The sequence below is a fragment of the Ruegeria sp. AL12 genome, from assembly GCF_056540885.1.
In genome coordinates this window covers 742,130-767,030 of sequence record NZ_JBQFXN010000001.1, presented here as the reverse complement: position 1 = coordinate 767,030, position 24,901 = coordinate 742,130, and the positions used below count along the sequence as shown (strand labels likewise).

General features: G+C 59.9%; 19 protein-coding genes. 7 read left to right on the top strand and 12 right to left on the bottom strand.

Translation table 11 applies throughout. The annotated features are described in order from the left end of the window. Positions 1–51 precede the first annotated feature (51 nt). Entirely contained in the window at positions 52–1,260 is a 1,209-nt protein-coding gene (locus ACR0C6_RS03870) for a multidrug effflux MFS transporter (RefSeq protein WP_480618315.1), read from the top strand. A 58-nt stretch (positions 1,261–1,318) separates the two neighbouring features. Further along, positions 1,319–2,977, top strand: a complete 1,659-nt coding sequence (locus tag ACR0C6_RS03865) for a tetratricopeptide repeat protein (protein WP_480618314.1) — start codon at positions 1,319–1,321, stop codon at positions 2,975–2,977. 141 nt (positions 2,978–3,118) lie between these two features. On the opposite strand, the gene mfd is transcribed toward ACR0C6_RS03865, so the two are convergent. Continuing rightward, entirely contained in the window at positions 3,119–6,577 is a 3,459-nt protein-coding gene (mfd, locus tag ACR0C6_RS03860) for a transcription-repair coupling factor (protein ID WP_480445280.1), read from the bottom strand. A gap of 21 nt (positions 6,578–6,598) precedes the next feature. Continuing rightward, a complete protein-coding gene (locus ACR0C6_RS03855; RefSeq protein WP_152458141.1) occupies positions 6,599–7,123 on the bottom strand; it encodes a component of SufBCD complex in 525 nt (174 codons plus the stop codon). 120 nt (positions 7,124–7,243) lie between these two features. On the opposite strand from ACR0C6_RS03855, the gene hemB reads away from it, so the two are divergent. The 4 genes from hemB (at position 7,244) to ACR0C6_RS03835 (ending at position 12,095) form a co-directional block, all read left to right on the top strand. Continuing rightward, positions 7,244–8,242, top strand: coding sequence for a porphobilinogen synthase (gene hemB / locus ACR0C6_RS03850; protein WP_480618311.1), 999 nt, complete (start codon positions 7,244–7,246; stop codon positions 8,240–8,242). A 141-nt stretch (positions 8,243–8,383) separates the two neighbouring features. Further along, complete coding sequence (locus tag ACR0C6_RS03845) at positions 8,384–8,959, top strand: lipid-binding SYLF domain-containing protein (RefSeq protein WP_171228223.1); 576 nt, start codon at positions 8,384–8,386, stop codon at positions 8,957–8,959. A gap of 168 nt (positions 8,960–9,127) precedes the next feature. Next, a complete protein-coding gene (locus tag ACR0C6_RS03840; protein ID WP_480445282.1) occupies positions 9,128–11,590 on the top strand; it encodes a penicillin acylase family protein in 2,463 nt (820 codons plus the stop codon). Between the two features lie 109 nt (positions 11,591–11,699). Beyond that, positions 11,700–12,095 (top strand): SgcJ/EcaC family oxidoreductase, encoded by a 396-nt coding sequence (locus tag ACR0C6_RS03835; protein ID WP_480618310.1) that lies wholly within the window; start codon positions 11,700–11,702, stop codon positions 12,093–12,095. A 1-nt stretch (position 12,096) separates the two neighbouring features. On the opposite strand, the gene ACR0C6_RS03830 is transcribed toward ACR0C6_RS03835, so the two are convergent. From ACR0C6_RS03830 to trkA, 5 genes are all read right to left on the bottom strand, one after another. Then, positions 12,097–12,402 carry a putative quinol monooxygenase gene (locus ACR0C6_RS03830; RefSeq protein ID WP_152458146.1) on the bottom strand — a complete coding sequence of 102 codons (306 nt, stop codon included), beginning with the start codon at positions 12,400–12,402 and terminating at the stop codon, positions 12,097–12,099. A 14-nt stretch (positions 12,403–12,416) separates the two neighbouring features. Beyond that, a complete protein-coding gene (gene hflX, locus ACR0C6_RS03825) occupies positions 12,417–13,694 on the bottom strand; it encodes a GTPase HflX (RefSeq protein WP_480618309.1) in 1,278 nt (425 codons plus the stop codon). Beyond that, complete coding sequence (hfq, locus tag ACR0C6_RS03820; protein WP_005982826.1) at positions 13,694–13,933, bottom strand: RNA chaperone Hfq; 240 nt, start codon at positions 13,931–13,933, stop codon at positions 13,694–13,696. The genes hflX and hfq overlap by 1 nt, the downstream gene beginning before the upstream one ends. 132 nt (positions 13,934–14,065) lie before the next feature. Next, positions 14,066–15,604 carry a TrkH family potassium uptake protein gene (locus ACR0C6_RS03815; RefSeq protein ID WP_480618308.1) on the bottom strand — a complete coding sequence of 513 codons (1,539 nt, stop codon included), beginning with the start codon at positions 15,602–15,604 and terminating at the stop codon, positions 14,066–14,068. Next, positions 15,604–16,980 (bottom strand): Trk system potassium transporter TrkA, encoded by a 1,377-nt coding sequence (gene trkA / locus ACR0C6_RS03810; protein WP_171228217.1) that lies wholly within the window; start codon positions 16,978–16,980, stop codon positions 15,604–15,606. The genes ACR0C6_RS03815 and trkA overlap by 1 nt, the downstream gene beginning before the upstream one ends. Positions 16,981–17,094: 114 nt before the next feature. On the opposite strand from trkA, the gene ACR0C6_RS03805 reads away from it, so the two are divergent. Then, positions 17,095–17,556 (top strand): hypothetical protein, encoded by a 462-nt coding sequence (locus ACR0C6_RS03805; RefSeq protein WP_480618307.1) that lies wholly within the window; start codon positions 17,095–17,097, stop codon positions 17,554–17,556. Positions 17,557–17,574: 18 nt separating this feature from the next. Here the strand turns inward: ACR0C6_RS03805 and ntrX are convergent, their stop codons facing one another. From ntrX to dusB, 5 genes are all read right to left on the bottom strand, one after another. Continuing rightward, on the bottom strand, positions 17,575–18,984 hold the full coding sequence (ntrX, locus tag ACR0C6_RS03800) for a nitrogen assimilation response regulator NtrX (RefSeq protein WP_152458151.1): 1,410 nt from the start codon (positions 18,982–18,984) through the stop codon (positions 17,575–17,577). Beyond that, positions 18,981–21,245 (bottom strand): sensor histidine kinase NtrY-like, encoded by a 2,265-nt coding sequence (locus ACR0C6_RS03795; RefSeq protein WP_480446175.1) that lies wholly within the window; start codon positions 21,243–21,245, stop codon positions 18,981–18,983. Before ACR0C6_RS03795 ends, ntrX begins: the two co-directional genes overlap by 4 nt. 123 nt (positions 21,246–21,368) lie before the next feature. After that, a complete protein-coding gene (locus ACR0C6_RS03790) occupies positions 21,369–22,736 on the bottom strand; it encodes a response regulator (protein WP_480618306.1) in 1,368 nt (455 codons plus the stop codon). Continuing rightward, the gene (locus tag ACR0C6_RS03785) at positions 22,736–23,824 is read right to left on the bottom strand and encodes a two-component system sensor histidine kinase NtrB (protein WP_480618305.1); all 1,089 of its coding nucleotides are present in this window, start codon (positions 23,822–23,824) and stop codon (positions 22,736–22,738) included. The genes ACR0C6_RS03790 and ACR0C6_RS03785 overlap by 1 nt, the downstream gene beginning before the upstream one ends. Continuing rightward, positions 23,821–24,804: a tRNA dihydrouridine synthase DusB gene (gene dusB, locus ACR0C6_RS03780; protein ID WP_480618304.1), complete on the bottom strand. Its 984-nt coding sequence runs from the start codon at positions 24,802–24,804 to the stop codon at positions 23,821–23,823. Before dusB ends, ACR0C6_RS03785 begins: the two co-directional genes overlap by 4 nt. Positions 24,805–24,901 lie beyond the last annotated feature (97 nt).

Here is a 24,901-nt window from a genome sequence, read left to right as displayed (position 1 = left end):
TCTGGCCTATGCCGGCCCGCCGTGATAGCGCGAACGGGTTAGGAGTTCTTCATGGCCAATCGCATGTCGAAGGCGGAGTTCATTGCGCTGATCGCAATGATGTTCGCCACCATCGCCTTTTCGATCGATTCCATGCTGCCTGCGCTGCCCGAGATCGGCGCGCAGCTCAGCCCCGATGACGTCAACCGTGCCCAACTGATCCTGACGTCATTTGTGTTGGGCATGGGGATCGGCACGTTTTTCACCGGCCCGCTTTCGGATGCGCTGGGACGCAAGTCCGTCATTTACGGCGGCGCGGCTTTGTACATTGCGGCGTCTGCTGTCGCATGGGCCAGTTCTTCACTGGAACTGGTCTTGATTGCACGCGTGGTTCAGGGCCTGGGCGCCGCAGGACCGCGCGTGGTGGCCATGGCGATCATCCGCGACTTGTATTCAGGCCGCGAAATGGCGCGGATCATCTCGATTGCGATGATGATTTTCACGCTGGTACCCGCGGCAGCACCGATGCTGGGCGCCGGTGTGATCGCTTTGTTCGGATGGCGCGGGATCTTTGTATCTTTCATTCTGTTTGCGTTGATCATCATTTCCTGGATGGGCCTTCGGTTGCCGGAATCTCTGGCCCGGGAAAACCGTCGTCCGTTCCGCATTCCGCTGATGCTTTCGGCCACGAAGGAGATGTTTGCGCATCCGACCGTGCGCCTTTCGATCATGGTTCAGACCCTGTGCATGGGGGTGCTGTTCACCATGCTGACAATGGTTCAGCCCGTTTATGACGTAATCCATGGCCGCGCCGAAAGCTTTCCGTTCTGGTTCGGGTTCGTGGCGCTGATGTCCGGGTCGGCCAGTTTGCTGAACGCGGCACTGGTGGTGCGTGTGGGCATGCGCCGGATGGTGACATGGGCGCTGGGGGGGCAAATCGTGATTACCACCATTGTCATGACCCTGAACGCCGCGCATCTTTCGCCAGACGCCTCATTCGCGCTGTTCGTGTTCTGGCAAACAATGGTGTTTTTCATGGCCGGCGTGACGCTGGGCAACCTGAACGCCATCGCGATGGAGCCGATGGGGCATATTGCCGGAATGGCAGCCTCGGTCATCGGATCGATTTCGACGGTGCTGGCCGCTGCCATCGCCGCCCCGATCGGGCTGTTGTTCGACGGTTCGATCACGCCTTTGACCTTCGGCATCCTGAGCATGTGCATTCTGGCCTTCGGGCTTATGCTGCACATGGGCCGCGTCGAAGAACGTCTGCCAGCCTGATCTGTGCGACTCGTCAGAAACACGCTACCCTCGACCTGAACCAAGCGGAGGGCTTCTGATGCGTGAATACTATGATCTGGGCAGCTATTCCTGTCCGGTAACGACCTCCGTTCCCGAGGCTCAGCTGTGGTTCGACCGCGGCCTGAACTGGACCTACGGGTACAATCACGAAGAAGCCGTGGTTTGTTTCCAGCGCGCAGCTGAACACGACCCCCAATGCGCCATGGCATATTGGGGCGTCGCCTACGCGGCGGGACCGAATTACAACCTGCCATGGGACTTGCAGGACGAGCGGGGTCGCCGCAAGGCGCTGGCGCTGGCCTATGATGCCATGCAAAACGCCCTTCGATTGACTGATGGCTGTACGCCCGTCGAGCAAGCTCTGATCCAAGCCCTCCCTGCGCGCTATCCGCAACGAGACCCGGCAGAGGACATGCACCGGTGGGACCACGATTTTGCCGAAGCGATGCGCGCGGCCTTCGCCGCACACCCCGATCACGCGGACCTGCGCACGATCTACGTCGAGGCGCTTTTGAACCTGACACCCTGGAAAATGTGGGACCTGCAAACAGGCCAACCGGCCGAAGGCGCTGCAACGCTTGAAGCGCAGGAGGCGTTGGAATGGGCCATGGCCAACGATCCGGCCGCCATGTCACATCCCGGCCTGCTGCATCTTTATGTTCACCTGATGGAGATGTCGCCCACGCCGGAAAAAGCTCTGAAAGCCGGTGATGTCCTGCGCACATTGGTGCCCGATGCGGGGCACCTCGTGCATATGCCGACACATATTGATGTGCTGTGCGGCCATTATCACAACGTGGTGCAGTGGAACGAAAAAGCCTCGGATGCGGATCTGAAATATTACGAACGCGAAGGCGCGTTCAATATCTACACCGGCTACCGCCAACACAATTATCACTTCGCCATCTACGGCGCGCTGTTTCTGGGTCAGATCGAACCTGCCCTGCGCGCCAATCAGGGTTTGTGGGATACAACGCCAGAGGAGATGCTGCGCATCGAAAGCCCCCCCATGGCGGATTACTTCGAAAGCTACATGTCCATGGGGCCGCACATCCTGATCCGCTTTGGCCGCTGGGAAGAGGCAAAGGCGCTGGAGCTGCCCTCCGATCCGGATCTCTACCGCACCCTGACGGCGACGACCCACTACGCCCGCGCCATCGCACGTGCCGCAACCGGTGACGTCGTCCATGCCGAAGCGGAAGAGAACCTGTTTCTGGCAGCCAGGGAATGCGTTCCGGCAACACGCCGGTTGCACAACAATCGCGCGATCGACCTGCTGGAAATCGCGGGGGAGATGCTGCGCGGTGAGATCGAGTACCGAAAGGGCAATTTCGAGATCGCCTTTGCCCATCTGCGCCGCTCGGTCGAACTGGACGACACCCTGCCCTATGACGAGCCCTGGGGCTGGATGCAGCCCACCCGCCACGCGCTTGGCGCATTGCTGTTCGAACAAGGTCATGCAGCAGAAGCAGAAGCCGTCTATCGCGAAGATCTTGGCCTTGGCGGCTCGCTCAGCCGCGCGTCGATCCATCCCGACAACGTCTGGAGCCTGAAGGGGCTGTACGATTGTCTCAAAGCCCGCGGGGAAGATGTTGAAATCCGACAGGTCAAACAACGCCTCGACTTGGCTTTGGCCCGCGCTGATCGGGCGGTTGCAGCGTCTTGCTTCTGCGCGCAGGCTGCAATGCGTGTATAGGCGGGATCGCGCTGCCGCGCGATGCCTCCGGCGGGGATATTTTCAGCCAGATGAAGCTGGGATCCGTGACTTCATCTGGCCGCAAATATCCCGGGGGAGATGCGCGGAACGCGCAGAGGGGGCAGAGCCCCATCCTGCCTATCAACCAGCCTTGGTCTTCTTCTTTTCCGCGACCACTTTTTCAGCAAGGTCGCGGGCAATCGCAAAGGCCCCTTTGATCTTGTCGCTGTCTTTCTTCCAATCCCGGCGCACGACGATCTTGTTATCCTTGACCTTGGCCATGCCGCGCTGGTTCTGAATGAATTCAACCAATCCCTGAGGGGATGCGAACTTGTCGTTGTGGAACTGGATCGTCGCGCCTTTCGGGCCTCCGTCCAGCTTGGCGATGCCCGCCCTTTTGCACATGGCCTTGATGCGCACGACCAGCATCAGGGTATTCACCTCTTTCGGCAATTTACCGAAACGGTCGATCAACTCCGCGGCAAAGCCCTCCAGCTCGACCTTGGTCGACAGCGACGACAAGCGGCGGTAGAGGCCGAGACGAACATCCAGATCGGGTACGTAATCATCGGGAATCAGAACCGGCACGCCCAGATTGATCTGTGGGGCCCATTGGTCGTCAGCATCTGACAGCCCCTCCATCTCGCCGGCCTTGATCTTGGCAATCGCTTCTTCCAGCATGGATTGATAAAGCTCGTAGCCCACATCGCGCATCTGGCCAGACTGTTCTTCGCCCAGCAGATTGCCAGCGCCCCGAATGTCGAGGTCCTGGCTGGCCAGAGTGAACCCGGCCCCCAGCGTGTCCAACGAGCCCAGAACCCGCAGGCGTTTCTCGGCCGTAGCCGTCAGTTTCTGCCGTGGCTTGGTGGTCAGATAGGCATAGGCGCGGGTTTTGGACCGCCCCACCCGGCCCCGGATCTGGTAGAGCTGCGCAAGACCGAACATGTCAGCGCGGTGCACTACCATCGTGTTCGCCGTTGGAATGTCCAAACCGCTTTCCACAATTGTCGTCGCCAGCAGCACATCATACTTACCGTCATAAAACGCATTCATTCGGTCATCGAGTTCACCCGCCGCCATCTGGCCATGTGCAACAACATAGGTCAGTTCCGGCAGCTGGTTTTTCAGGAACTCCTCGATCTCGGGCAGGTCCGAGATGCGCGGAACCACGTAGAAACTCTGCCCGCCGCGATAGTGTTCGCGCAGCAGCGCCTCTCGAATCGTGACCGCGTCGAATTCGCTGACATAGGTTCTGATCGCCAAGCGGTCGATGGGCGGTGTGCCGATGATCGACAGATCGCGCACCCCAGTTAGCGACAATTGCAAGGTTCGCGGAATCGGGGTTGCGGTCAGGGTGAGAACATGGATGTCACTGCGCAGTTGCTTCAGCCGTTCCTTGTGTCCCACGCCGAAATGTTGTTCTTCGTCGATGACCAGCAGACCCAGATTGTGAAACCGTATGTTCTTGGCCAACAGCGCATGGGTCCCGATCACGATATCGACCGTGCCCTTGGCCAGCCCGTCACGTGTCAGCTGCGCCTCTTTGGCCGAGACGAAACGCGACAATTGCCGCACTTCCAGAGGGAAGCCGCGAAACCGTTCCCTGAAGCTTGCGGCATGCTGTCGGGCAAGCAGTGTTGTCGGTGCCACGACCGCAACCTGCACGCCTGACATGGCGGCGACAAAGGCGGCACGCATCGCCACCTCGGTCTTGCCAAAACCGACGTCGCCGCAGATCAGGCGATCCATGGGGGCACCAGAATGCATGTCTTCCATCACATCCGAGATGGCGCGCAACTGGTCATCGGTTTCCTGATAGGGGAAACGCGCGCTGAACTCCTCCCACGCGTGCGGCGGTGGGTCCATCACGGGGGCCTTACGCAAAGCACGTTCCGCCGCGATGCGGATCAGCTTGTCCGCCATCTCGCGGATGCGCTCTTTCAGCTTGGCCTTCTTGGCCTGCCAGGCACCACCGCCAAGTCGATCCAAAAGCCCTTCGTCATGACCGTATTTCGACAGCAGTTCGATGTTTTCGACCGGCAGGTACAACTTTGCCTGCTCGGCATATTCCAGCAGCAGGCATTCATGGGCGGCACCGGCGGCCGTGACGACCTCCATCCCCATATAACGACCAATGCCGTGATCCACATGCACCACCAGATCACCGGGGCTGAGGGATTGGGTCTCGGTCAGGAAATTCTCGGCCTTGCGGCGTTTTTTGGGTTGGCGGATCAGCCTGTCGCCCAGAACATCCTGTTCCGCGATCACCGTCAGGTCGGGGGTCTCGAAACCGTGTTCCAGCGCCCAGACGGCAAGGTGCAGGCCGCGCTTTCCGATGCGCGTTCCATTGGCAATGGGAATCGCCTCGGCCAGACCTTCATCCTCGATCAGGCCGGTCAGACGTTCGCGCGCACCTTCTGAATAGGACGCAATCAGCACCGGACCGTTGTCAAGCTTGGCGGTGATGTGGCTGGCCAAAGCACCGAACAGGCTGATGCTTTCCTGCTGACGTTCCGGAGCAAAGTTGCGCCCGATCCGCCCGCCCGCATCGATGACACCCGGACCCGAGGCCTGCGGCAAAGGACTGAACTGCATGACGCGCCGATCCGCAACAGCCGCCTCCCACGCGGCATCATCCAGATACAGCAGCCCCGGAGGTGTGGGTTTATAGACCGTATCCATGCGGGATCGGTTTTCCAGCGCCAGACGCCGGGTTTCGTATTGATCGGCAATCGTCTCCCATCGGGCCAGTCTGGCCGGTGTAACCTGATCGTCGACGGTGATCGTGGCATCCGGCAGATAATCAAACAGTGTTTCAAGCTTCTCGTGGAAGAAGGGCAGCCAATGTTCGATACCCTGATGCTTGCGACCGGCACTTACCGCTTCGTAGAGCGGATCATCCGTGCCCGCGGCGCCGAATTCGATCCGGTAGTTCTGGCGGAACCGCGTGATGGCCGCATCATCCAGAATGACCTCGGACACCGGCGCAAGCTCAACCACGTCCAGCTTTTCGGTCGTGCGCTGAGACACGGGATCAAAACGGCGCGCGCCGTCCAGTACGTCTCCGAACAGGTCCAGACGGACGGGGCCCGATTCACCCGGCGGGAAGATGTCGATGATACCGCCGCGAATGGCGTAATCGCCCGGCTCCATCACGGTGGGGCTTTGCGTGAAGCCCATGCGCACCAGGAAGTTGCGTAGCGCGGCCTCATCTATGCGCTGATCGACACGGGCGGTGAACGCAGCTTCGCGCAGCACGTCTCGCGCCGGGACGCGTTGGGTTGCCGCATTCAATGTCGTCAACAACACGAATTTCTGCGGCATCTGGTGAACCAGAGCCGCCAGCGTGGCAACGCGGGCCGCTGAAATGTCGGCATTGGGTGACACCCGGTCATAAGGCAGACAATCCCAGCCCGGAAACACGAAGACCGGCATGTCAGGGGCAAAGAAGGCCAGCGCCGCGCGCATCGCCTCCATCCGCTTGTCGTCACGTGCGACATGGGCCACCGGCCCGTTGCTGCGGGCGATTTCGTTCAGCACAAGCTGCGCGTCAAACCCTTCGGGGGCGCCGCCAACTGTCACGTGGTTCGGAGCCTTCATCGCCTCGCCTTTCAGATTTTGCTATCCCAGAACGCCAATCGAGATGTTCTGATACATGCCCCAGAACGAAGTGACCAGTATCGAGATCATGCCTATGATCTGGGTATAGAGCCGGCAGCGCGCAATGGTTTTCGAAACGGACTCGAGCGTCAGTTCCTGCCGCCGCAATCGTCGCGCGTGCACGATGTTCACCACCAGAACAAGCGTCAGTGGAAACAGAAGAAGGAACACGGCCTGCGCGAATTCGACGCCGTAATAGAACCCAAGCGTGGCCAGCCCTGTGAACAGAAAACACCCGAATGCCAACAGGATGGTGCCTGACATGTCGACGATCAACAAGATCCGGTTGGTGTGTATGCGAACGATGTCCAGAAGGTCGATCTCGACCTGCCCGCCAATGCGTCGGGCACGCACCACCAGATCGTAGGGAATGCCCATTACCCAGTGACTCGCCGAAGACCAGACAACCGCCAGCACGATCCAGAACCAGAGATTCGAAAAGCTACGCATGTCGATGACTTCAAAGATCGAAGAGTACCAGTCCAAACCCAACCCTTTATTCAAACTACTCAGGGAGGATTGGCCACGCTGCCGCGTCCATTGATACCCTTGAGACCTTTGTGAATTCATGCCACCCAATGCACGAATGTTCAAGGAGAACGCGCCATGAAACCGACCATTGCCCCCTATCCCATGACCCGCTTTCGGCGTGCCCGTCAATCCCGGGCAATCCGCGGACTTGTGCGCGAGAATGTCTTGACCACGGATGACCTGATCTGGCCCGTTTTCGTCCGCGACGGCGAAGGGGTTGAAGAACCCGTTCCCTCGATGCCGGGCGTGGTTCGCTGGTCGGTGGATCTGATTGCAAAAGCGGCCGTCGAAGCGCAAGCGCTTGGAATCCCGGCGATATGCATCTTTCCCTACACGGATTCCGCGCTCAAGACCGAAGACTGCGCCGAGGCCTGGAACCCCGACAACCTGTCGAACCGGGCCATCCGGGCGATCAAGGCGGCAGCCCCCGACATTGCGGTGATGACGGACGTGGCGCTGGACCCGTACAATATCAATGGTCATGACGGCTATGTCGTCGACGGAGAGATCGTGAATGATCAGACCATCGAAGCGTTGGTCAAGATGACCCTTGCCCAGGCCGATGCCGGTGCCGACATCATCGGACCGTCGGACATGATGGACGGCCGGATCGGGGAAATGCGCCGCGCATTGGAAGGTGCCGGGCATCACAACGTGATGATCCTCAGCTATGCCGCGAAATACGCAAGCGCTTTTTATGGGCCCTTCCGCGACGCCGTCGGCGCCTCGGGCGCGCTGACCGGTGACAAGAAAACCTATCAGATGGACCCGGCCAACTCGAACGAAGCCCTGCGCCTGATCGAACGCGATCTGACCGAAGGCGCGGACATGGTGATGATCAAACCCGGAATGCCCTATCTGGATATCTGCCGACGGGTGAAAGACAGCTTTGGCGCGCCCACCTATGCCTATCAGGTGTCGGGAGAATACGCGATGATCCAGGCGGCCGCCCAGAATGGCTGGATCGACGGAGAAAAGGCGATGCTGGAAAGCCTGCTGGCCTTCAAGCGCGCCGGGTGCGACGGTATTCTTACCTATTTCTCACCTCAGGTTGCCCGCATCCTGCAAGGCTAAAACCCCGAAGAGTCGCAACTTTTCGCCGACAAACCCCCTTGAGCGGGCAGCTTTCCCGTGACACAACGCCATAATCGGCGTATCCTTGCCGGCAAGATCGGGATCACCCGACACATCAGGCACAGTTACAGAGAAAAAACCATGAGCAGTTCCAACTCCCCCCGACTGAACCGTCGCGGCTTTGCCTTGGGCATGGCAGGCCTGTCCCTGACCGCCGCCTGCGGCAACGGCGTCGGCAATTCAAACTCGGCCATGATCGACGCCCGCGTCGATGCCACGCTGACCGAAATGTACAGCCGGTATCCCAACACCGTGGAAATCGCGAACAAAGCCAACGGCATGTTGGTTATGCCCCTGATCACCGACGCCGGATTGATCTTCTTTGGCGGTGCCTACGGCCAAGGCGCGCTGCGCATCAACGGCGCCACGGTCGATTACTATTCCGCAGTTTCCGGCACCGCAGGTCTGCAAATCGGTGCGCAGCAATATGCGCACATCCTGTTCTTCATGACCGAAGATGCGCTGAACGATTTCCGCCGTTCCAGCGGATGGACAGCTGGTGCCGACATTGGATATGTAGTTGACGCAACTGGGAATTCCTTGTCCACGGACACGACAACACTGCGTTCGCCGGTGCTGGCGGTGGTCTTTGGCCAGGCCGGTCTTAAATTCGGCGCGACCGTCGAAGGGACGAAATACACCCGCATCATCCCATAACCCGGATTACCACTTCCCCCACACACGGCCCCGTCGCAGCACAACACTGCGGCGGGGCATTTGATTTCAACCCTTCCCGCGCAGGTTCTTGCCGCGTTCCTCTTTCGGTCGGACCGACCATCCTCTAGTCTCTGCGCAACATTCATCTGAACAAGAATAGGGGCAGTAATGGGTCTTGTTTTCCGCTGGCTGGTGCGCATCGCGTCGGGTCTGATCATCCTGATCCTCGCCGCCATGGGCCTTGTCTATTTTTTGGCCAGCCAATCCCTGCCGGACTATGACCAAACGCTTGAGGTCGACGGTCTGACCGCCCCGGTCGAGATCGTGCGCGACACCGCCAACGTGCCGCATATTCTGGGCCAGACCGATCCCGATGTGTTCTTTGGTTTGGGATATGCCCATGCACAGGATCGACTGTGGCAGATGACGGTCATGCGCCGTACCGCGCAAGGCCGACTGTCCGAGGTCTTTGGCCCGCGCACGCTTCACATCGACAAGCTGCTGCGCAGACTGGACCTTTACGGGCTGGCCCACCGCTCGGTCGAGGTGCAGGACGACTATACCAAGGCCGCCCTGCGCGCCTATTCCGCCGGGGTCAATGCCCGCCTGACCGAGATCAACGAAGAGGCGCTGGGTCGCGGCGCACCCGAAATGTTCCTGTTCAACGCCCCGGTCTCGCCCTGGCAACCGGGTGACAGTATCGCGGTGATCAAGCTGATGGCGCTGCAACTGTCAGGCCACCTGACCGATGAAGTTCTGCGTGCGCGTACGTCCCTGATGCTGAACAACCCCGAACGTCTGGCCGATATCCTGCCCGACGTTCCCGGACCCGGCATCGCGGCGTTGCCGGAATATGCCGCCCTGTTCCCAAATCTCCCGCGGTATGCGGCGGGAACGGACGTTCCCGACACACCTCTTTCGCCCCTTCCCAAACGTGGTCTGGCCGGAGCCTCAAACGCCTGGACCGCCGCGCCGTCACGTTCTGCAAGTGGCGGGACCTTGTTGGCCAACGACCCTCATTTGGGTTTCACTGCGCCCGGGATTTGGTACCTGGCACATCTCGGCCTGGAAAAAGGCGGTGTCATTGGGGCTTCGATCCCTGGTGTGCCCGCCATCATGACCGGACGCAGCGACCGGCTGGGATGGGGGCTTACATCCTCGTATCTTGACGATCAGGACGTTCATATCGAGCAGTTGAATCCTGACAATCCCGAGGAATACCTGACCCCGACCGGCTTCAAGGAATTCCAGACCCGCCCTTCGATCATCGAGATCAAGGGGGAAGCTCCGGTAACGCTGACCCTGCGCTGGACGGACAATGGGCCGGTGCTGCCGGGCACGGATTACAAGCTGGAAACCATCACGCCGCCAGGCCATGTGGCATCGCTGTCCTGGACGGCGCTCAGCCCGCAGGACACGTCGATGTCGGCGTCCATGGCGCTGATGAATGCCGACAACGTGGAACAGGCCATCGCGGTCGGTGAGCAGTTCATCGCGCCTTCTCAGAACCTGTCGCTGGTCGACAAGACGACCATCGGGATGAAGCTGATCGGCGCCATGCCTCGGCGTGATCTGCTAAATCAAAGTAGGGGGCGCATCCCCTCGCCCGGCTGGATCGAGGCCAATCGCTGGCAAGGCCGCCTGCCCTATGCCGACAACCCGGAATTCGTGGCCCCCGTCGGCGGGGTTCTGGGCAACACGAACAACAAGATCATCGACCGCCCCTTCCCGGATCACGTCTCGTATGAATGGGGCGATACGCAGCGCGTGCATCGTTGGGAGCGCCTGATGCAATCGCGCGAGGTGCATACCCGCGACAGCTTTATCGAGGCACAGCTGGACACGGTCAGCTTTACCGCGCGGTCCCTGCTGCCGCTGATCGGTGCCGATCTTTGGTTCACCGGGGCTTCGGCCCCCGAAGGAACGCCGGAACGCCAGCGCCAGATCGCGCTGTCGCTGCTGGCGGACTGGAACGGTGAGATGAACGAACACCTGCCCGAGCCGTTGATCTATGCGGCCTGGCTGCGTGCGCTGCAAATCCGGCTGATCTCGGACGAGCTTGGGCCTCTGGCCAGTGAATACAAACATGTCGAACCGCTGTTCATCGAACGGGTCTATCGCGACATTGACGGCGCGGGTGTCTGGTGCGACGTGATTCAAAGCGCACCGGTCGAGACATGCACCGAGATGGCGCGGCTTGCGCTGGACGACGCGCTGATCTGGATCTCTGAACGATATGGCAGCGCGCTTGAATCCCTTCGTTGGGGCGACGCGCATCAGGCAACTCATGATCACCCCGTGCTGGGCTCTGTCCCGATATTGCGGTTTTTTGTGAATATTCGCCAATCGACCAGCGGCGGCGACAACACATTGCTGCGTGGCCGAACATCGGGGGAAGGGCCTGATCCGTTCCAGAATGTGCACGGCGCCGGGTATCGCGGGGTGTATGACTTTGCCGACCCCAACAGCTCGGTCTTCATTACAGCGACCGGGCAATCGGGTCATTTCCTGTCGCGTTACTATGACGATCAGGCGCAGCTGTGGCGGCGTGGCGAATACATACCCATGTCACTGGATCTTGATCTGGCCCGCGCTGCGGCTGTCGGGGTAACCAATCTGATCCCGCGATAATCCGCCTATTCGGCAAGTCCCCGCCCTGTTCGCGGGGGCATCGTGGCACCCACAGCTTTATTCGCCTAACATAACATCACCGATCATGTGGGACCAAAAGGGGGCGAGTATGGCCAGCATTCGGGATACTCTGAATAACCTCGCGCGAGACTACGCAATAGCCTGGAGCTCAGGTGACCCCGACGCGGTTGCCGGCTTCTTCGCGTCAAACGGGCAGGTCACCATCAACCGGGGCGACCCGATCGAGGGGCGCGTGGCGATCGCCGACATGGCCCGGAGGTTTTACGCGGATTTTCCGGATCTCGAACTGCGTTGCGACATGATGCGATGGGCCGGATCTCATGCCATATTCGTCTGGACCCGCGAAGGGCACCATTCCGTAACCGGTAATCACGTCACAGCGCGCGGCTGGGAAGAGTGGGAACTGACGTCAGATTATCTTGTACAATCATCATCGGGCTGGTTCGACGCGGACGACCATCAACGGCAGATAGACGGGGCCTGACTCACCGTCCGCTGGATGCGCGTTCCATCCTGTAGTCCCGCGGTATCCCCTGAGTGACCCGCGACCAGTCAAACGCCCGTGTCCGGGCCTGATGTGCATCGAAAGCCTGCTGATCTGTAAACACTTCTGACACGTTGAACCGACCTGGACGGGTCTGATCCTCGATCACGTCGAAGGATATGCAGCCCTGTTCCGCCCGGGTCAGTTTCACATGGTCCGGCAACGCTGCGCGCACCTCTTCCAGCCGGTCCACGGGCACATCGATATGGCCGGTCAGGAACACTCTTTGGTCCGGCTTGTCAGACATATCCGGCCCTGTCGCTAATTCTTCAGCGCCTCGAACTGAGCCGCCTGTTTATCGGTCCACAATACCGTGATGCGGAAACCGTCATCGGTTTGTTCTTCTGTGCGCACCACATCCTGGCGGAACAACCAGGCCCGCTTGTCCCCGTCAGAGAAAGACAGATCCAACACCGCCTCACGCCGTGCACCTTGCAGATGCATCGCGATCTCGGACAGCAATGGCGCGATGCCTTCACCGGTTACAGCCGAAATCGCGAATATCTCAGGATCTCGGTCCGCCCGCGCCAGCGTTGCCTCGCGCTCATCGGCGCTCAGCAGGTCTATCTTGTTCCAGACCTCAAGCCGGGGCCTCTCTTCGCCGACGCCCAGCGAGGTCAGGATCGCCTCGACATCCTGCGCCTGCGCCTCTGTATCCTCGTGGCTGATATCACGCACATGGACGATCAGGTCGGCACCCAGGACTTCTTCCAGCGTGGCCCGGAAAGCCGCCACAAGCTCGGTCGGGAGGTTCGAGATAAAGCCCACCGTGTCCGACAGGATCACTTCGGGGCCGTCGGGCAACTGTACGCGGCGCATGGTCGGATCCAGCGTGGCGAACAGCATGTCCTTGGCCATCACTTCGGCCCCGGTCAGGTGATTGAACAGCGTCGATTTCCCTGCGTTCGTATACCCGACGAGTGCGACGATTGGATAAGGCACCTTGGCCCGGGCGGCCCGGTGCAGTGTCCGGGTCTTGACCACCTTCTGCAACTGCCGCCGCAAGCGTACCAGTTGCTCGTCAATGGCGCGGCGGTCGGCTTCGATCTGGGTTTCGCCGGGTCCGCCGACAAATCCCAAACCACCGCGCTGACGTTCAAGGTGTGTCCACGCCCGTACCAGCCGCGTCCGCTGATAGCTGAGCGCGGCCATCTCGACCTGCAACACCCCTTCCCGCGTGCGGGCGCGATCGCTGAAAATCTCCAAAATCAACCCGGTCCGATCGAGGATCTTGACCTTCCACGCCTTTTCCAGATTGCGCTGCTGCACCGGGGTCACCGGCCCGTCGATCAGAACCAGTTCAACCTCGTTGTCGCGAAAACGCTCGCCAAGTTCTTCAATCTTGCCGCTGCCGAACAAATACCCGGCCTGCGCGCGTTGAAGTCGCACGACTTCTGATCCGATCACGTCCAGATCGGGCAATGCGGCGGCCAGTGCCACCGCCTCTTCCAGCGCCGGTTCGGGGACACGGCGCTGTTCGTCTGATTTGATTTCGGGATGCAGCACCCAGGCCCGGGTGCGCGCCCGCTCATGTTCCATCAAGAGGCGTCTTCGCCCTCATACAGGTTGATCGGCTGTGACGGCATGATGGTCGAAATCGCGTGCTTGTAGACCAGCTGCGACTGTCCGTCGCGGCGCAACAATACGCAGAAATTGTCGAACCAGGTGATGACACCCTGCAATTTCACACCGTTTATCAGGAAAATCGTGACCGGAACCTTAGCTTTCCGTACATTGTTCAGGAATGCATCCTGAAGATTCTGTCTGTCCGAAGCCATATTTTTATAATCTCGCCATTGTTCTTGCTACGCGCTGCGGACCAACGCGCTCCCTCCGGCAGAGTATGGAGTGCTACGCACAGATATTCCAGATGAAAAATCAGGCGTTAGCCGCCGCACGATGTGCCCGGCTCAATCCCGCCAAAGCGACGGGGTGATCAGGGCGATGATCGCCAGCGTTTCCAGACGCCCGATGACCATGGCCGCGCACAGCGTCAGCTTGGCGCTGGCAGAAAGGTCGATCAGGCGAATTGGAACGTCGGTGGCCAACTCGATCAACGGCCCCGTCGTGCTCAGCGTGGCCACGCTGAGCACCATGGCCTGTTCGAATCCGGACCCCATCGCCGCAAGCAATAGGTTGAATACCGCAAGGGTCAGCGCAAAAAGCATCAGAAAGATCCAGGCGATGAACGCCCCGTCGCTTTGAATGCGGCGATTGCCTCCCCCTGCACCGCTGACGGACGAGGGATAGATCAGGCGGTCGATCTCTCGTGCGCCATTCAGATACAGCGCGAAGACCCGCAACAGCTTGACCCCTCCGGCCGTCGTCGCGACCCCGCCGCCGATCAATGCCAGCCCCATCAACAGCAAACCGGGCGTTCCCAACCCCGACAGTTGCTGTGCGTCGTTCCAGTTCGCGCTTTCGAATCCGGCCGTCGTGAGGAAAGCCAGAACGGTGAACAGCATCCCCCAGATGACCTGCAAGGCCTGCATTGGTTCCATTTGACCACCGATTTCCGTCACGCCCGCGACAACCCGGAAGAACAACAGGATTGCGACAGCCAGGACAATCATCAGACCAATGCGAAACTCTGGGTCCGTATCCAGACGGGAATAGCCTGTTGTCGCGGTATCCTTTGAAAAAGTCAGGCGCGAGAGCGCAAAGAACAGGAACAGAAACAGGATGGCTTCGCCCGTAAACCCGGCCTGCGCACCCTCCATGCCGCCGACCGGAGAGATTCCGGACGTGGCCATCACTGCCATCGCATGGCACACGGCCGTCAGACCGACTTCACCGGCGATCAACAGAAGAACCCAGATCACGGTCGTCAGCCCGACATAGACTGGCGTCAGGGTCCTGGCGACACGGATCAGACGGCCTCGCGGGTCCACGCGCTCGCTCTGTGCCACCCCTGACACCGGGCGCCCCGGCTGGCCTTTGGCAGTGACCTCGAACCCACCAAGCGACAGCGGCGCAAGGATCGCCGCAGCGGCGGTCCACATAAGCAGGCCGCCCATCCAACCGACCATGGCGCGCCACAAATGCAACGGGGCCGTCAGGCGGGCCGGATCCGGAAACAGGTCCGCCCCCGTGGTCGTCAGAGAGCTGACCATATCGAAATAGGCGTTCAGAAAGGTGGTCGTTCCAAGTGCGTCGTGAAATGGGATCGCCAGAAAGATGGGTAGCAGCGTGAAACAGGCCAGCATCACCGCCAGCTGCCCCAACGTGCCGCGCCGGGGTATGCGGTTGGAGGAAGCCATCGCGATGGTGGCAACCAGAAACAAGCCCAAGATCCCGGAATACAGAAAGGATCGTGACGTGTCGTGATCGTCCAGAGCCAACGCATAGATCGCTGGAATCCACATGGTCAGGGATGCAATGCCCCAGATCAACAGGAACAACGGCAACCGCCGCAACAATCCAACCTGTTGTGTCCCTGCATGCGCCATCAGAAGAAATCGATTGAAACCTGCATCAGGCGTTCAACCTCTGGTACGTCCTTGGCCATGGCAAAGATTGCGACCACATCTTTTTCATCGATCCGCAGGCTGCCTGTCGGTCGCAAAACCTCGTCTCCCTTGCGGACCGCGCCCACAAGCACCCCCTCGGGAAAGTCGATATCGCGCAGACGTTGCCCGGCCATAGGCGAGGTTGACAGAACCTCGGCCTCGATCACCTCGGCCTCGGCGTCCCCTATGGAATAGACCTGACGCACCCGTCCATGCCGGATGTGCCGCAGGATCGAACTGACGGTCGTGGCCCGCGGGTTGATATAAGCATCGATCCCCAAAGGACCCATCAGGGCCACCATGCTGGGATCGTTGATCAATGCAATCGCCAGAGCGCAGCCTTCGGCCTTGGCACGCACCGCGGCCAGCATGTTCGTACGGTCGTCATCCGTAACTGCCAGCATCGCATCGGCCCGCTCGATCCCCGCTTCGCTCAGCAACCCGGCATCCAGCCCGTCGCCATGCAGCACGATCGTCCGTTCCAGAGCTTCGGCGGCGAGTTCAGCGCAATGGCGGTCGCGTTCGATGATCTTGGCCCGCACACGGCTTTCGCGTTCCTCCAGCGTTCTGGCCACTTCCAGCCCGACATTTCCGCCGCCCACGATCACTACGCGATCCTGCCGCTTCTGCGCCTTGCCGAACACCTCCATGGTGCGATCCACGTCCTTGACGTTGGTAAAGACATAGCATTCGTCGCCCACGAACAACTGATCCTCGGATTCGGGCGCAAACAGCGTGCCATCGCGCCGCACCCCAACCACGATGGAACTGAGGGTCGAGAACAGATCCGTCAGCTGCCGCAACGGTGTATTCACGATCGGGCAATCCTCTTCCACCCGCACCCCAAGCAGTTGCGCCTTGCCGTCCATGAAAATCTCGGTATCAAAGGCGGATGGGGCAGACAGGCGGCGCATGGCGGCGGCGGCAACTTCGCGTTCGGGGCTGATCACCACATCAATCGGCAGATGATCACGACGGTACAGATCCGAGTGGATCGCCTCGAGGTAGGATTTCGACCGCAGGCGCGCGATCTTGCGCTGGATCGAAAAGACCGAATGCGCCATCTGGCAGGTGACCATGTTCACCTCATCCGAATGGGTGGCGGCAATGATCATGTCAGCGTCACGGGCCCCTGCCCGTTCCAGCACGTCCGGATAACTTGCAAACCCGGCGATCCCCTGCACATCAAGCGTTTCCGTCGCCCGCCTTACCAGGTCGGGATTGTTGTCCACGACGGTAACATCGTTCAGCTCGCCCGAAAGATGCCGCGCGATCTGCCAGCCGACCTGACCCGCACCGCAAATAATGACCTTCATGCTTCTGGCCCTTCTGCCTGAAAGGATTGAATGACAGATGCCCCCAGAGCGGTCAATTGAATTGTCATCGCAGCCCGGCTGCGGCAAGATAAGCGTATGAAAACGCTGTTTCCTATGCTGGTACCTTTGATGGTGCTGTCTTCTTGCGGACCACTTTCGCTGTACTACCGCGAAGGTGAAACCGTATCGCGCCTGCAAAAAGAGACCACTCAGTGCCAGCTGAAGGCGGTCAAAGAAGTGCCGGTAGCCAATCAGATCCGCCAAAGCCCGCCAACCTATTGGCCGGGGCGTACATATTGCGACGGCAGGGGGCGTTGCCATCATTCGCCAGGCTGGTGGCAGCCCGGCCGGGTTTATACCGTGGATGTGAATCAGGGCCTGCGCAACACGGTCGAAGCGCAATGCATGGCCCAGAAAGGGTTTCGGCCCGTCAGCCTGCCGCCGTGCAAGCAGAACGTGAAATCACGCGTGCCCGCGACGCGAACAACCACTTTGCCACCGCTCAACAGCGCGTCGTGCTTTGTGAAATTCGATGACGGCTCATTTCAGATTATAACGCCCGGTCAGGCCGGCTGAGGCCGTGCGACCGGCAGATTATTCTGCCGGTTCGGGTTCATCGATCTGCGCCACGCGCGCGCCGGATTTGTTCGACGTCACCACGCCCAGCGATTTCAATTTCCGATGCAAGGCACTGCGTTCCATGCCCACAAAGCTGGCCGTGCGGCTGATATTGCCGCCAAACCGGTTGATCTGTGTCAGCAGATACTCTCGCTCGAACGCCTCGCGGGCTTCGCGCAAAGGCAAGGTGGCCAATGCGCCAGACAACACGACACGACCTGAATCTTCTGCCTTTTCTTCCTCGTTGGGCAACTCACGCGCCTCAATCGGGCCAGAGCCATCGCCAAGGATCAGAACCCGCTCGATCAGGTTCTTGAGCTGGCGCACGTTGCCGGGCCAGGTCATCGTCTGCAACAGCGCGACAGCCTCTTCCGAAAGTTCCCTGATCGGCAAACCCTGAGTTTCGTTGCACATCTCGATAAAGTGCTGCGCCAGAACCGGGATATCTTCGCGCCGATCTTCCAGTGACGGCACGGCAATCGGGACGACGTTCAGACGGTGGTACAGCTCTTCCCGGAACCGTTCAGCCGCGATTTCTTCGTCAAGATCCTTGCTTGTTGACGAGATCACGCGAAGGTCCACGCGCACCTTGTCACTGCCACCGACACGCTGGAACTGCTGATCCACCAGCACCCGCAGGATTTTTGATTGTGTCCCAAGGGGCATGTCGGCAACTTCGTCAAAATAGACCACGCCTCCATGCGCCTCTTCCAGCAAACCCGATTCCACGCCGCGTTCTGCCGATTCCCGGCCAAACAGCACCTCTTCCACACGTTCGGGTTCGATCCCCGCGCAGTTTACCGTGACAAATGGCGCGTTGGCACGATTTGAATGGGCATGGATATACCGTGCTGCAATCTCTTTGCCGGACCCAGCTGGGCCGCTGAGCATCACGCGGCCATTCGACTTGGTCACCTTGTCCAACTGCCCCTGCATGGCGCGGAACGCGGCGGATTTGCCGATCATGTCGGAATTGTTGACTTCTTTCCGCTTCAGAGACGCATTCTCGCGACGCAGGCGAGAGGTCTCCATCGCGCGGCGGATCACCACCATCAACTGGTCTATGTTGAACGGCTTTTCGATAAAATCATACGCGCCCTGCTTGATTGCGGCGACGGCAATTTCAATGTTGCCGTGGCCCGAAATGATCACCACCGGCACATCCGGGTTGTCGCGTTTCACCGCTTTCAGGATGTCGATGCCATCCATTCGGCTGTCTTTCAGCCAGATATCCAGGATCAACAACCCCGGCGGTTCAGAGTTGATTGACGCCATGCACTCGTCCGAGTTGGCCGCCAGCCGGGTTGAATAGCCTTCGTCCTCCAGAATGTCGGACACCAGCTCGCGAATATCGCGCTCATCATCTACGATCAGAATGTCACTCATCTTTGGCCTGCTTTCAGTTTGTTGGTTCTAATTGCCTGCTTCTGTGGCGCTGCCGTTTGGGACACAGTAACCCCCGGCAATCGGATCACGGCCATCGCGCCAAAATGGTCCTGTCCGTCAAATACGGGCGCATCCTCGAGGGTCAGCGCGCCGCCATGCTCTTCAATGATCTTCTTGACGATGGGCAGGCCCAGCCCGGTCCCTTCGTCGCGTGTCGTTACATAGGGCTCAAACAGCCGTGCCCGATCCTCGGGCAGGCCGATCCCGTTGTCTGCAATGGTTATGACCGTACCCGCATCATCACTGGTAATCGCCACTTTGATCTGTGGCTTAAGGTTGTCGGGCGCGCCTTTTTCCTTAAGGGTTACAATGGCTTCCCCGGCATTCTTGATGAGGTTTGTCAGCGCCTGGTTCAGCATGGTTGCATCCACATCAGCCATTATGGGCTGTTGCGGCAGATCGGCATCGATCTGCACATCCGGCTGCCCGGCCTGTTGCAGCAGGACAGCCTCGTGCACCAGATCAACAAGGTTTTCTTCCCTGCGTTCAGGTTCGGGCATCCGTGCAAATTTCGAGAATTCATCCACAATGCGGCGCAGATCGTTGGTCTGCCGCACAATCACGTTAGTCATCGAATCCAGGCTGCTGCTGTCTTCCTCATCCAGTTTGCGCGAGAACTTGCGCTTGATCCGTTCCGCGCTCAGCTGGATCGGGGTCAGCGGGTTCTTGATCTCATGCGCGATGCGGCGGGCCACGTCACCCCAGGCCGCCATCCGTTGGGCGCTGACCAGATCGGTGACGTCATCGAAGGCAACCACATAACCTTCCAGGCCGCCATCTTCTCCCCGACGGATGGCCATGCGGACCAACAGGTTCTCGAGCCGTCCCTTGCGGGTCACTTTGATTTCGCCCTGAACGGCCTCTTGCCCGCTGTCCTTCAAACTTTCAAACAGGGGCAGAAATTCCGGCACCGCAATGCCGATGGCCAGATGCTGCTCGCCCCCGGTCCAATCCAGCAACCGCTCGGCCGAACGGTTCACGAATGTAATGCATCCTTCTGGGTCCACCCCAACGACACCCGAAGTGACCGAGCTGAGCACCGAATCGAACAGACGGCGCCGGCTTTCAATTTGCCGCGTGTTCTCCAACAGAGTATCGCGCTGTCCTTTCAACTGCCGGGTCATCTGGTTGAAATACCGGCCCAGCATCGCGATTTCGTCGTCGCTGGCCTCTTCAATCACCTGGACGCTCAGATCACCGGCCCCAACCCGCTGCGCCGCGGTGGTCAACCGCCCCACGGGACGCGACAGCCGTTCGGCAAACCACATGCCCAGGGACATTGCCGCAAGGATCAGGATCAACGCAAAGCCCAGATACAACAGGCCGAACTCGAACAGCACCCTGCCCCGTTCGCTTTCCAGTTGCTGATAGAACTGTGCCGTTTCCTTGGTATCGTCCAGCAGCGTCAACAACTGCCCATCCACCTCGCGGCTGACATAGAGATAGCGGTCCAGATAAGCCTTCAGAGGAACCAGCGCGCGGAACTCGTTGTTGGGCCAGTCGGCGATGATCAGCAGGCCCTTGTCGGTGGCTTCTGCAATCTGCTCGGGGGTTGGGGCTTCGTAGTTGAACAGGTAGGACCGGTCCCCGCGCGATTTGATTTCGCCACCACCGTCGATGACATAGGCTTCGCGCAGCCCCCGTTGAATCTGAGCTTGCCCCTGCGCCAGAACTTCGCGCAGTTCAGCGTCCGAGATATAGAAGTCCAGCGATCGGGCGTTGTCCAGATATCGCGCAAGAACAGACGCGTCTTGCGTTAACCCTCGGCGGTGTTCCTGTTCATACGCTTCTGCTGCGGTCAGCGAAGATCCCACAACCTGACGCACGCGGTCGGAGAACCAGCCCTCAAGGCCGATATTGACGGTCAATCCGGCAAAAATCGCCACGGTCACGGTTGGAACCAGCGCCAGCAGAGTAAACGCCCCGATCAGGCGCAAATGCAGGCGCGAACCCGCCGACTTGGCCCGACGTGCGGCAATCAAGCTACCAACCTGCCCAAGCACAAGTGCTGCAACAACCAGAACGTATACGAGATCGGCCAACAGAATCAGCCGCAAGGTCGGTGCCGTGGCGCCAAGATCGAAAGGACCGATGACAAGGTAAGTGGCCAGCGCCAGAACAGGCCCCATGAGAACCAGGCCAAACGTGCCAAAATTGCGCAGTTTCCGTGATTTACGCCATCGACTGATCGATGGGATCATCCCGCTCTGTGCTCGGGTTGCCACTGTCTGCCCTCATCCTGATGTGCCGCTTGCGCGGCTTACCGCCATATATCGTGATCTTTTCCCAACAGATGCCGGGATGCCACGGTTTGTGTGGCGATATTACATCAGTTTGCGTCGACGTGTCACCTGAATATCGAGATCCGTAATCTTTTTTCGCAACGTATTTCGGTTGATTCCCAGCAAATCGGCACATTTCGCCTGATTTCCGCCAGTTGCATCCAGCGCGATTTCGATCAGTGGGGCCTCAACTTCCCGCAATATGCGTTGATACAGGCCCGGGGGCGGCAGAATGTTGCCGTGCAGGTCAAAATACCTCCGCAGATGCCGCTCGACCGAGGTCGAAAGCTTTTCGCGTTCACCGCCGCTCAGGACCGGTTCCGCCTCTGGCTGGCTGCCAAGCACCGTTTCCACTTCGGCTTTGGTGATTTCATCAGCACGGCTGGTCAGACCCAACCGGCGCACGGCATTTTCCAGTTGCCGCACGTTCCCGGGCCAGGAATAGCGCCGCACCAGTTCCACCGCCTCGGGGCTGAGCCAGCGCTTGGTGCCGTTTTCCCGCTCTTCCCGCGCCAGGAAATGCTCGGCCAGCAGCGGAATGTCATCCACCCTTTCACGCAGTGATGGAACGTGGATCGTCGCCCCGCACAAGCGATAATAAAGGTCCTGACGGATGCGCCCGTTCTCCATCCCTTCGGTCAGGTCCGACTGGCTGGTGGCCATGAAACGGGGAACGTGATCGCCCGGTGTGTCCATCATGCGGACGATGCGCGCCTGAACCTCATCTTCGATATCTGCGATTTCGTCTATCAACAGCGTGCCGCCGCGCACCCGCGCCATCACACGGGCCGGGCCTTCCAGATCGCGCAATTCGGCAGCGGTGACAGTGACAAAGGGCAAGGTTCGACGGTCGGAAAAATCGTGAATGGCCCGCGCAATCAGTGACTTGCCCGTGCCGCTTTCACCGGAAATCATGACCGAGAGATCCGTGTTCATCACCCGGGCGACCAACCGGTACAGGGCCTGCATCACCGGTGTTCGCCCGACCAGAGGCAGCTCTTCGGGGCGCTCGCTTGTGCCCACGGTCGGCTCTGGCTGGGCGCGTTGCTTCTGATCCAACGCCCGCGCCGTCCGTTTCATCAGATCCGGCAGGTCGAAGGGTTTTGGCAGATAATCGTACGCATCCGCCTCTGTCGCCTGAATCGCCGTCATGATGGTGTTTTGTGCGGAAATCACGATCACCGGCAAACCGGGGCGGTCTTCGGCTATCTTCGGCAGCATCTCAAGACCGTTGCCATCGGGCATGACCACGTCGGAAATCACCACGTCCCCTTTTCCCTCGCCGACCCAGCGCATCAACGTGGTCAGTGATGAAGTCGCATGCACCTTGCACCCGGCACGCGTCAGGGCCTGTGTCAGAACAGTTCGGATCGTGCGATCGTCGTCCGCGACCAGTACGGTGCCATCCATCAGGTGCTCTCCTTCTTGTCCTCGATTGCGTCTCGCGGCGCGCGGCGCAGCGACAGTTTGAATACCGTACGCCCGGGCACGGATTCGGCCGAAATCCAGCCGTCATGGTCCGAGATGATCTTGCTGACCAGCGCCAGCCCCAGGCCGGTGCCGTTTTCCTTGCCGGATACGAAGGGATCAAAAATGTCGCCGCGGATGTCTTCTGGCAGGCCCGGACCATCATCGATGATCTCGATCTGCAAAGGCAGCGAATGCCCTGACCCGTCACTGCGACGCAACCGGAAGGAATGTTCGAAATAGGTCCGCAGGCGGATCGTTCCACCCTGCGGTCCTGCCGCTTCGGACGCATTCCTGAGCAGATTCAGGATCACCTGCAGAATCTGATCCGGGTCTCCGTAAGCCAGCGGCAGCGACGGATCGTAATCTTCGGCGATCATCATGTCCGCGCCAAATCCCAACAATGCCGACCGTCTTGCGCGATCCAGCACATCGTGGATGTTGACCGGCTTGAAGTCAGGTTTCTGAAGGTTCCCGAATTGCTCGACCTGTTCAAGCAACTTCACGATCCGGCGGCTTTCGGCGACAATAAGGTCAGTCAGTTCAAGATCTTGCGGCGGTATATTCATGCTGAGTAACTGCGCCGCACCGGTGATCCCGGCCAGCGGATTCTTGATCTCGTGCGCCAGCATTTCCGCCATGCCGATGGCGGATTGTGCCGCGGATTTGACCGTATTCCCCCGCGTCATCCGACCTGCCAATTCACGAGGCGATATGATCATGATCATAGAGCCCGGATGCCCGACCAAAGGCGCAATCTGCAACGCGCATTGCAGCGGCGCTCGGCTACCCGACCCCACATCCACATCATTCACGAACAATGGCGTACCCTGCCATCGGGCGCGCTCGAACGCCTCTTCCAACGGCGCGTCCACGGCGATCTGATCCCACACCGGATGGCCGATCACCGATTTGCGCGACGCGTTCAGAAACCCCTCACCCGCAGCATTCACATCGGATATCCGATCCTGTTCATCAATAATGAACGCCGGAACCGGCAGCGAGTTCCAGATGCTGGTGTCAGAATTCATGCCGCCACCTCGTCCGTGACGCTGAGCGCATCCGCCAACAGGCGCAGCACTTCCGCCGGATCGCGCGACGTCAGCACCGCCCGGCGCAAGGGCGCAGGCGTTGCGGCTTGGTCCATGTACCATCCCAAGTGCTTGCGGGCGACACGCAGACCCAGATCTGTGCCATAGAAATCCAGCATCGACTGATAGTGCGCGCAAACCATATCAACCAGATCATGACCGGTCGGAATCTCGGGTGCCTCGGCCCCGTACAGGTCGTGACAGATTTGCGCCAACACCCAAGGTTTGCCCTGGGCGCCACGACCGACCATCACCCCATCCGCGCCGGATTGGAGCAACGCGGTTCGGGCGGCGTCAGAGTCCACGATGTCTCCGTTCGCGATGACCGGGATCGATACGGACTCTTTCACCGCCCGGATTGCCCGCCAATCGGCGTGACCCTTGTAGAACTGACAGCGTGTGCGGCCATGGATCGTGACCATCTGAATACCCGCGTCCTGAGCGCGGCGTGCCACGTCGGGCGCGTTCAACAGAGTGTCGTCCCATCCCAGCCGGGTTTTCAGCGTCACCGGCAGATCGACCGCGCCCACCACGGCCTCGATCAGTGCAAGCGCGTGGTCCGGCGTTTTCAGAAGGGCCGAGCCGGAATAACCGTTTGTTACCTTCTTGGCGGGGCACCCCATGTTGATGTCGATCACACGCGCGCCACGGTCGGCCACCTGACGGGCCGCCTCGGCCATCCAATGGGCCTCGCGCCCAGCCAGTTGCACGGCGGTGTTTTCCACATCCGCGGACAGTTCCGCCCGTTCCCGCACGCCAGGTTTGGCCTGCACCATCTCTTGACTGGCGACCATTTCACTGACGACCATACCCGCACCGAAACGCATCACCAGATCGCGAAACGGGCGGTCGGTGATTCCGGCCATGGGGGCCAGCAAAACAGGCGGTGCTATTTCCTTGTCGGCAAGGTGCAGTGTCAACGTGCTTAATCCTTGGGCAGTTGTGGTTTTGATATCGGTTTCTGCGCATATGAACAACAAATCGGCATGCAGCAAGCCCGCAAAATCATCATTTGCC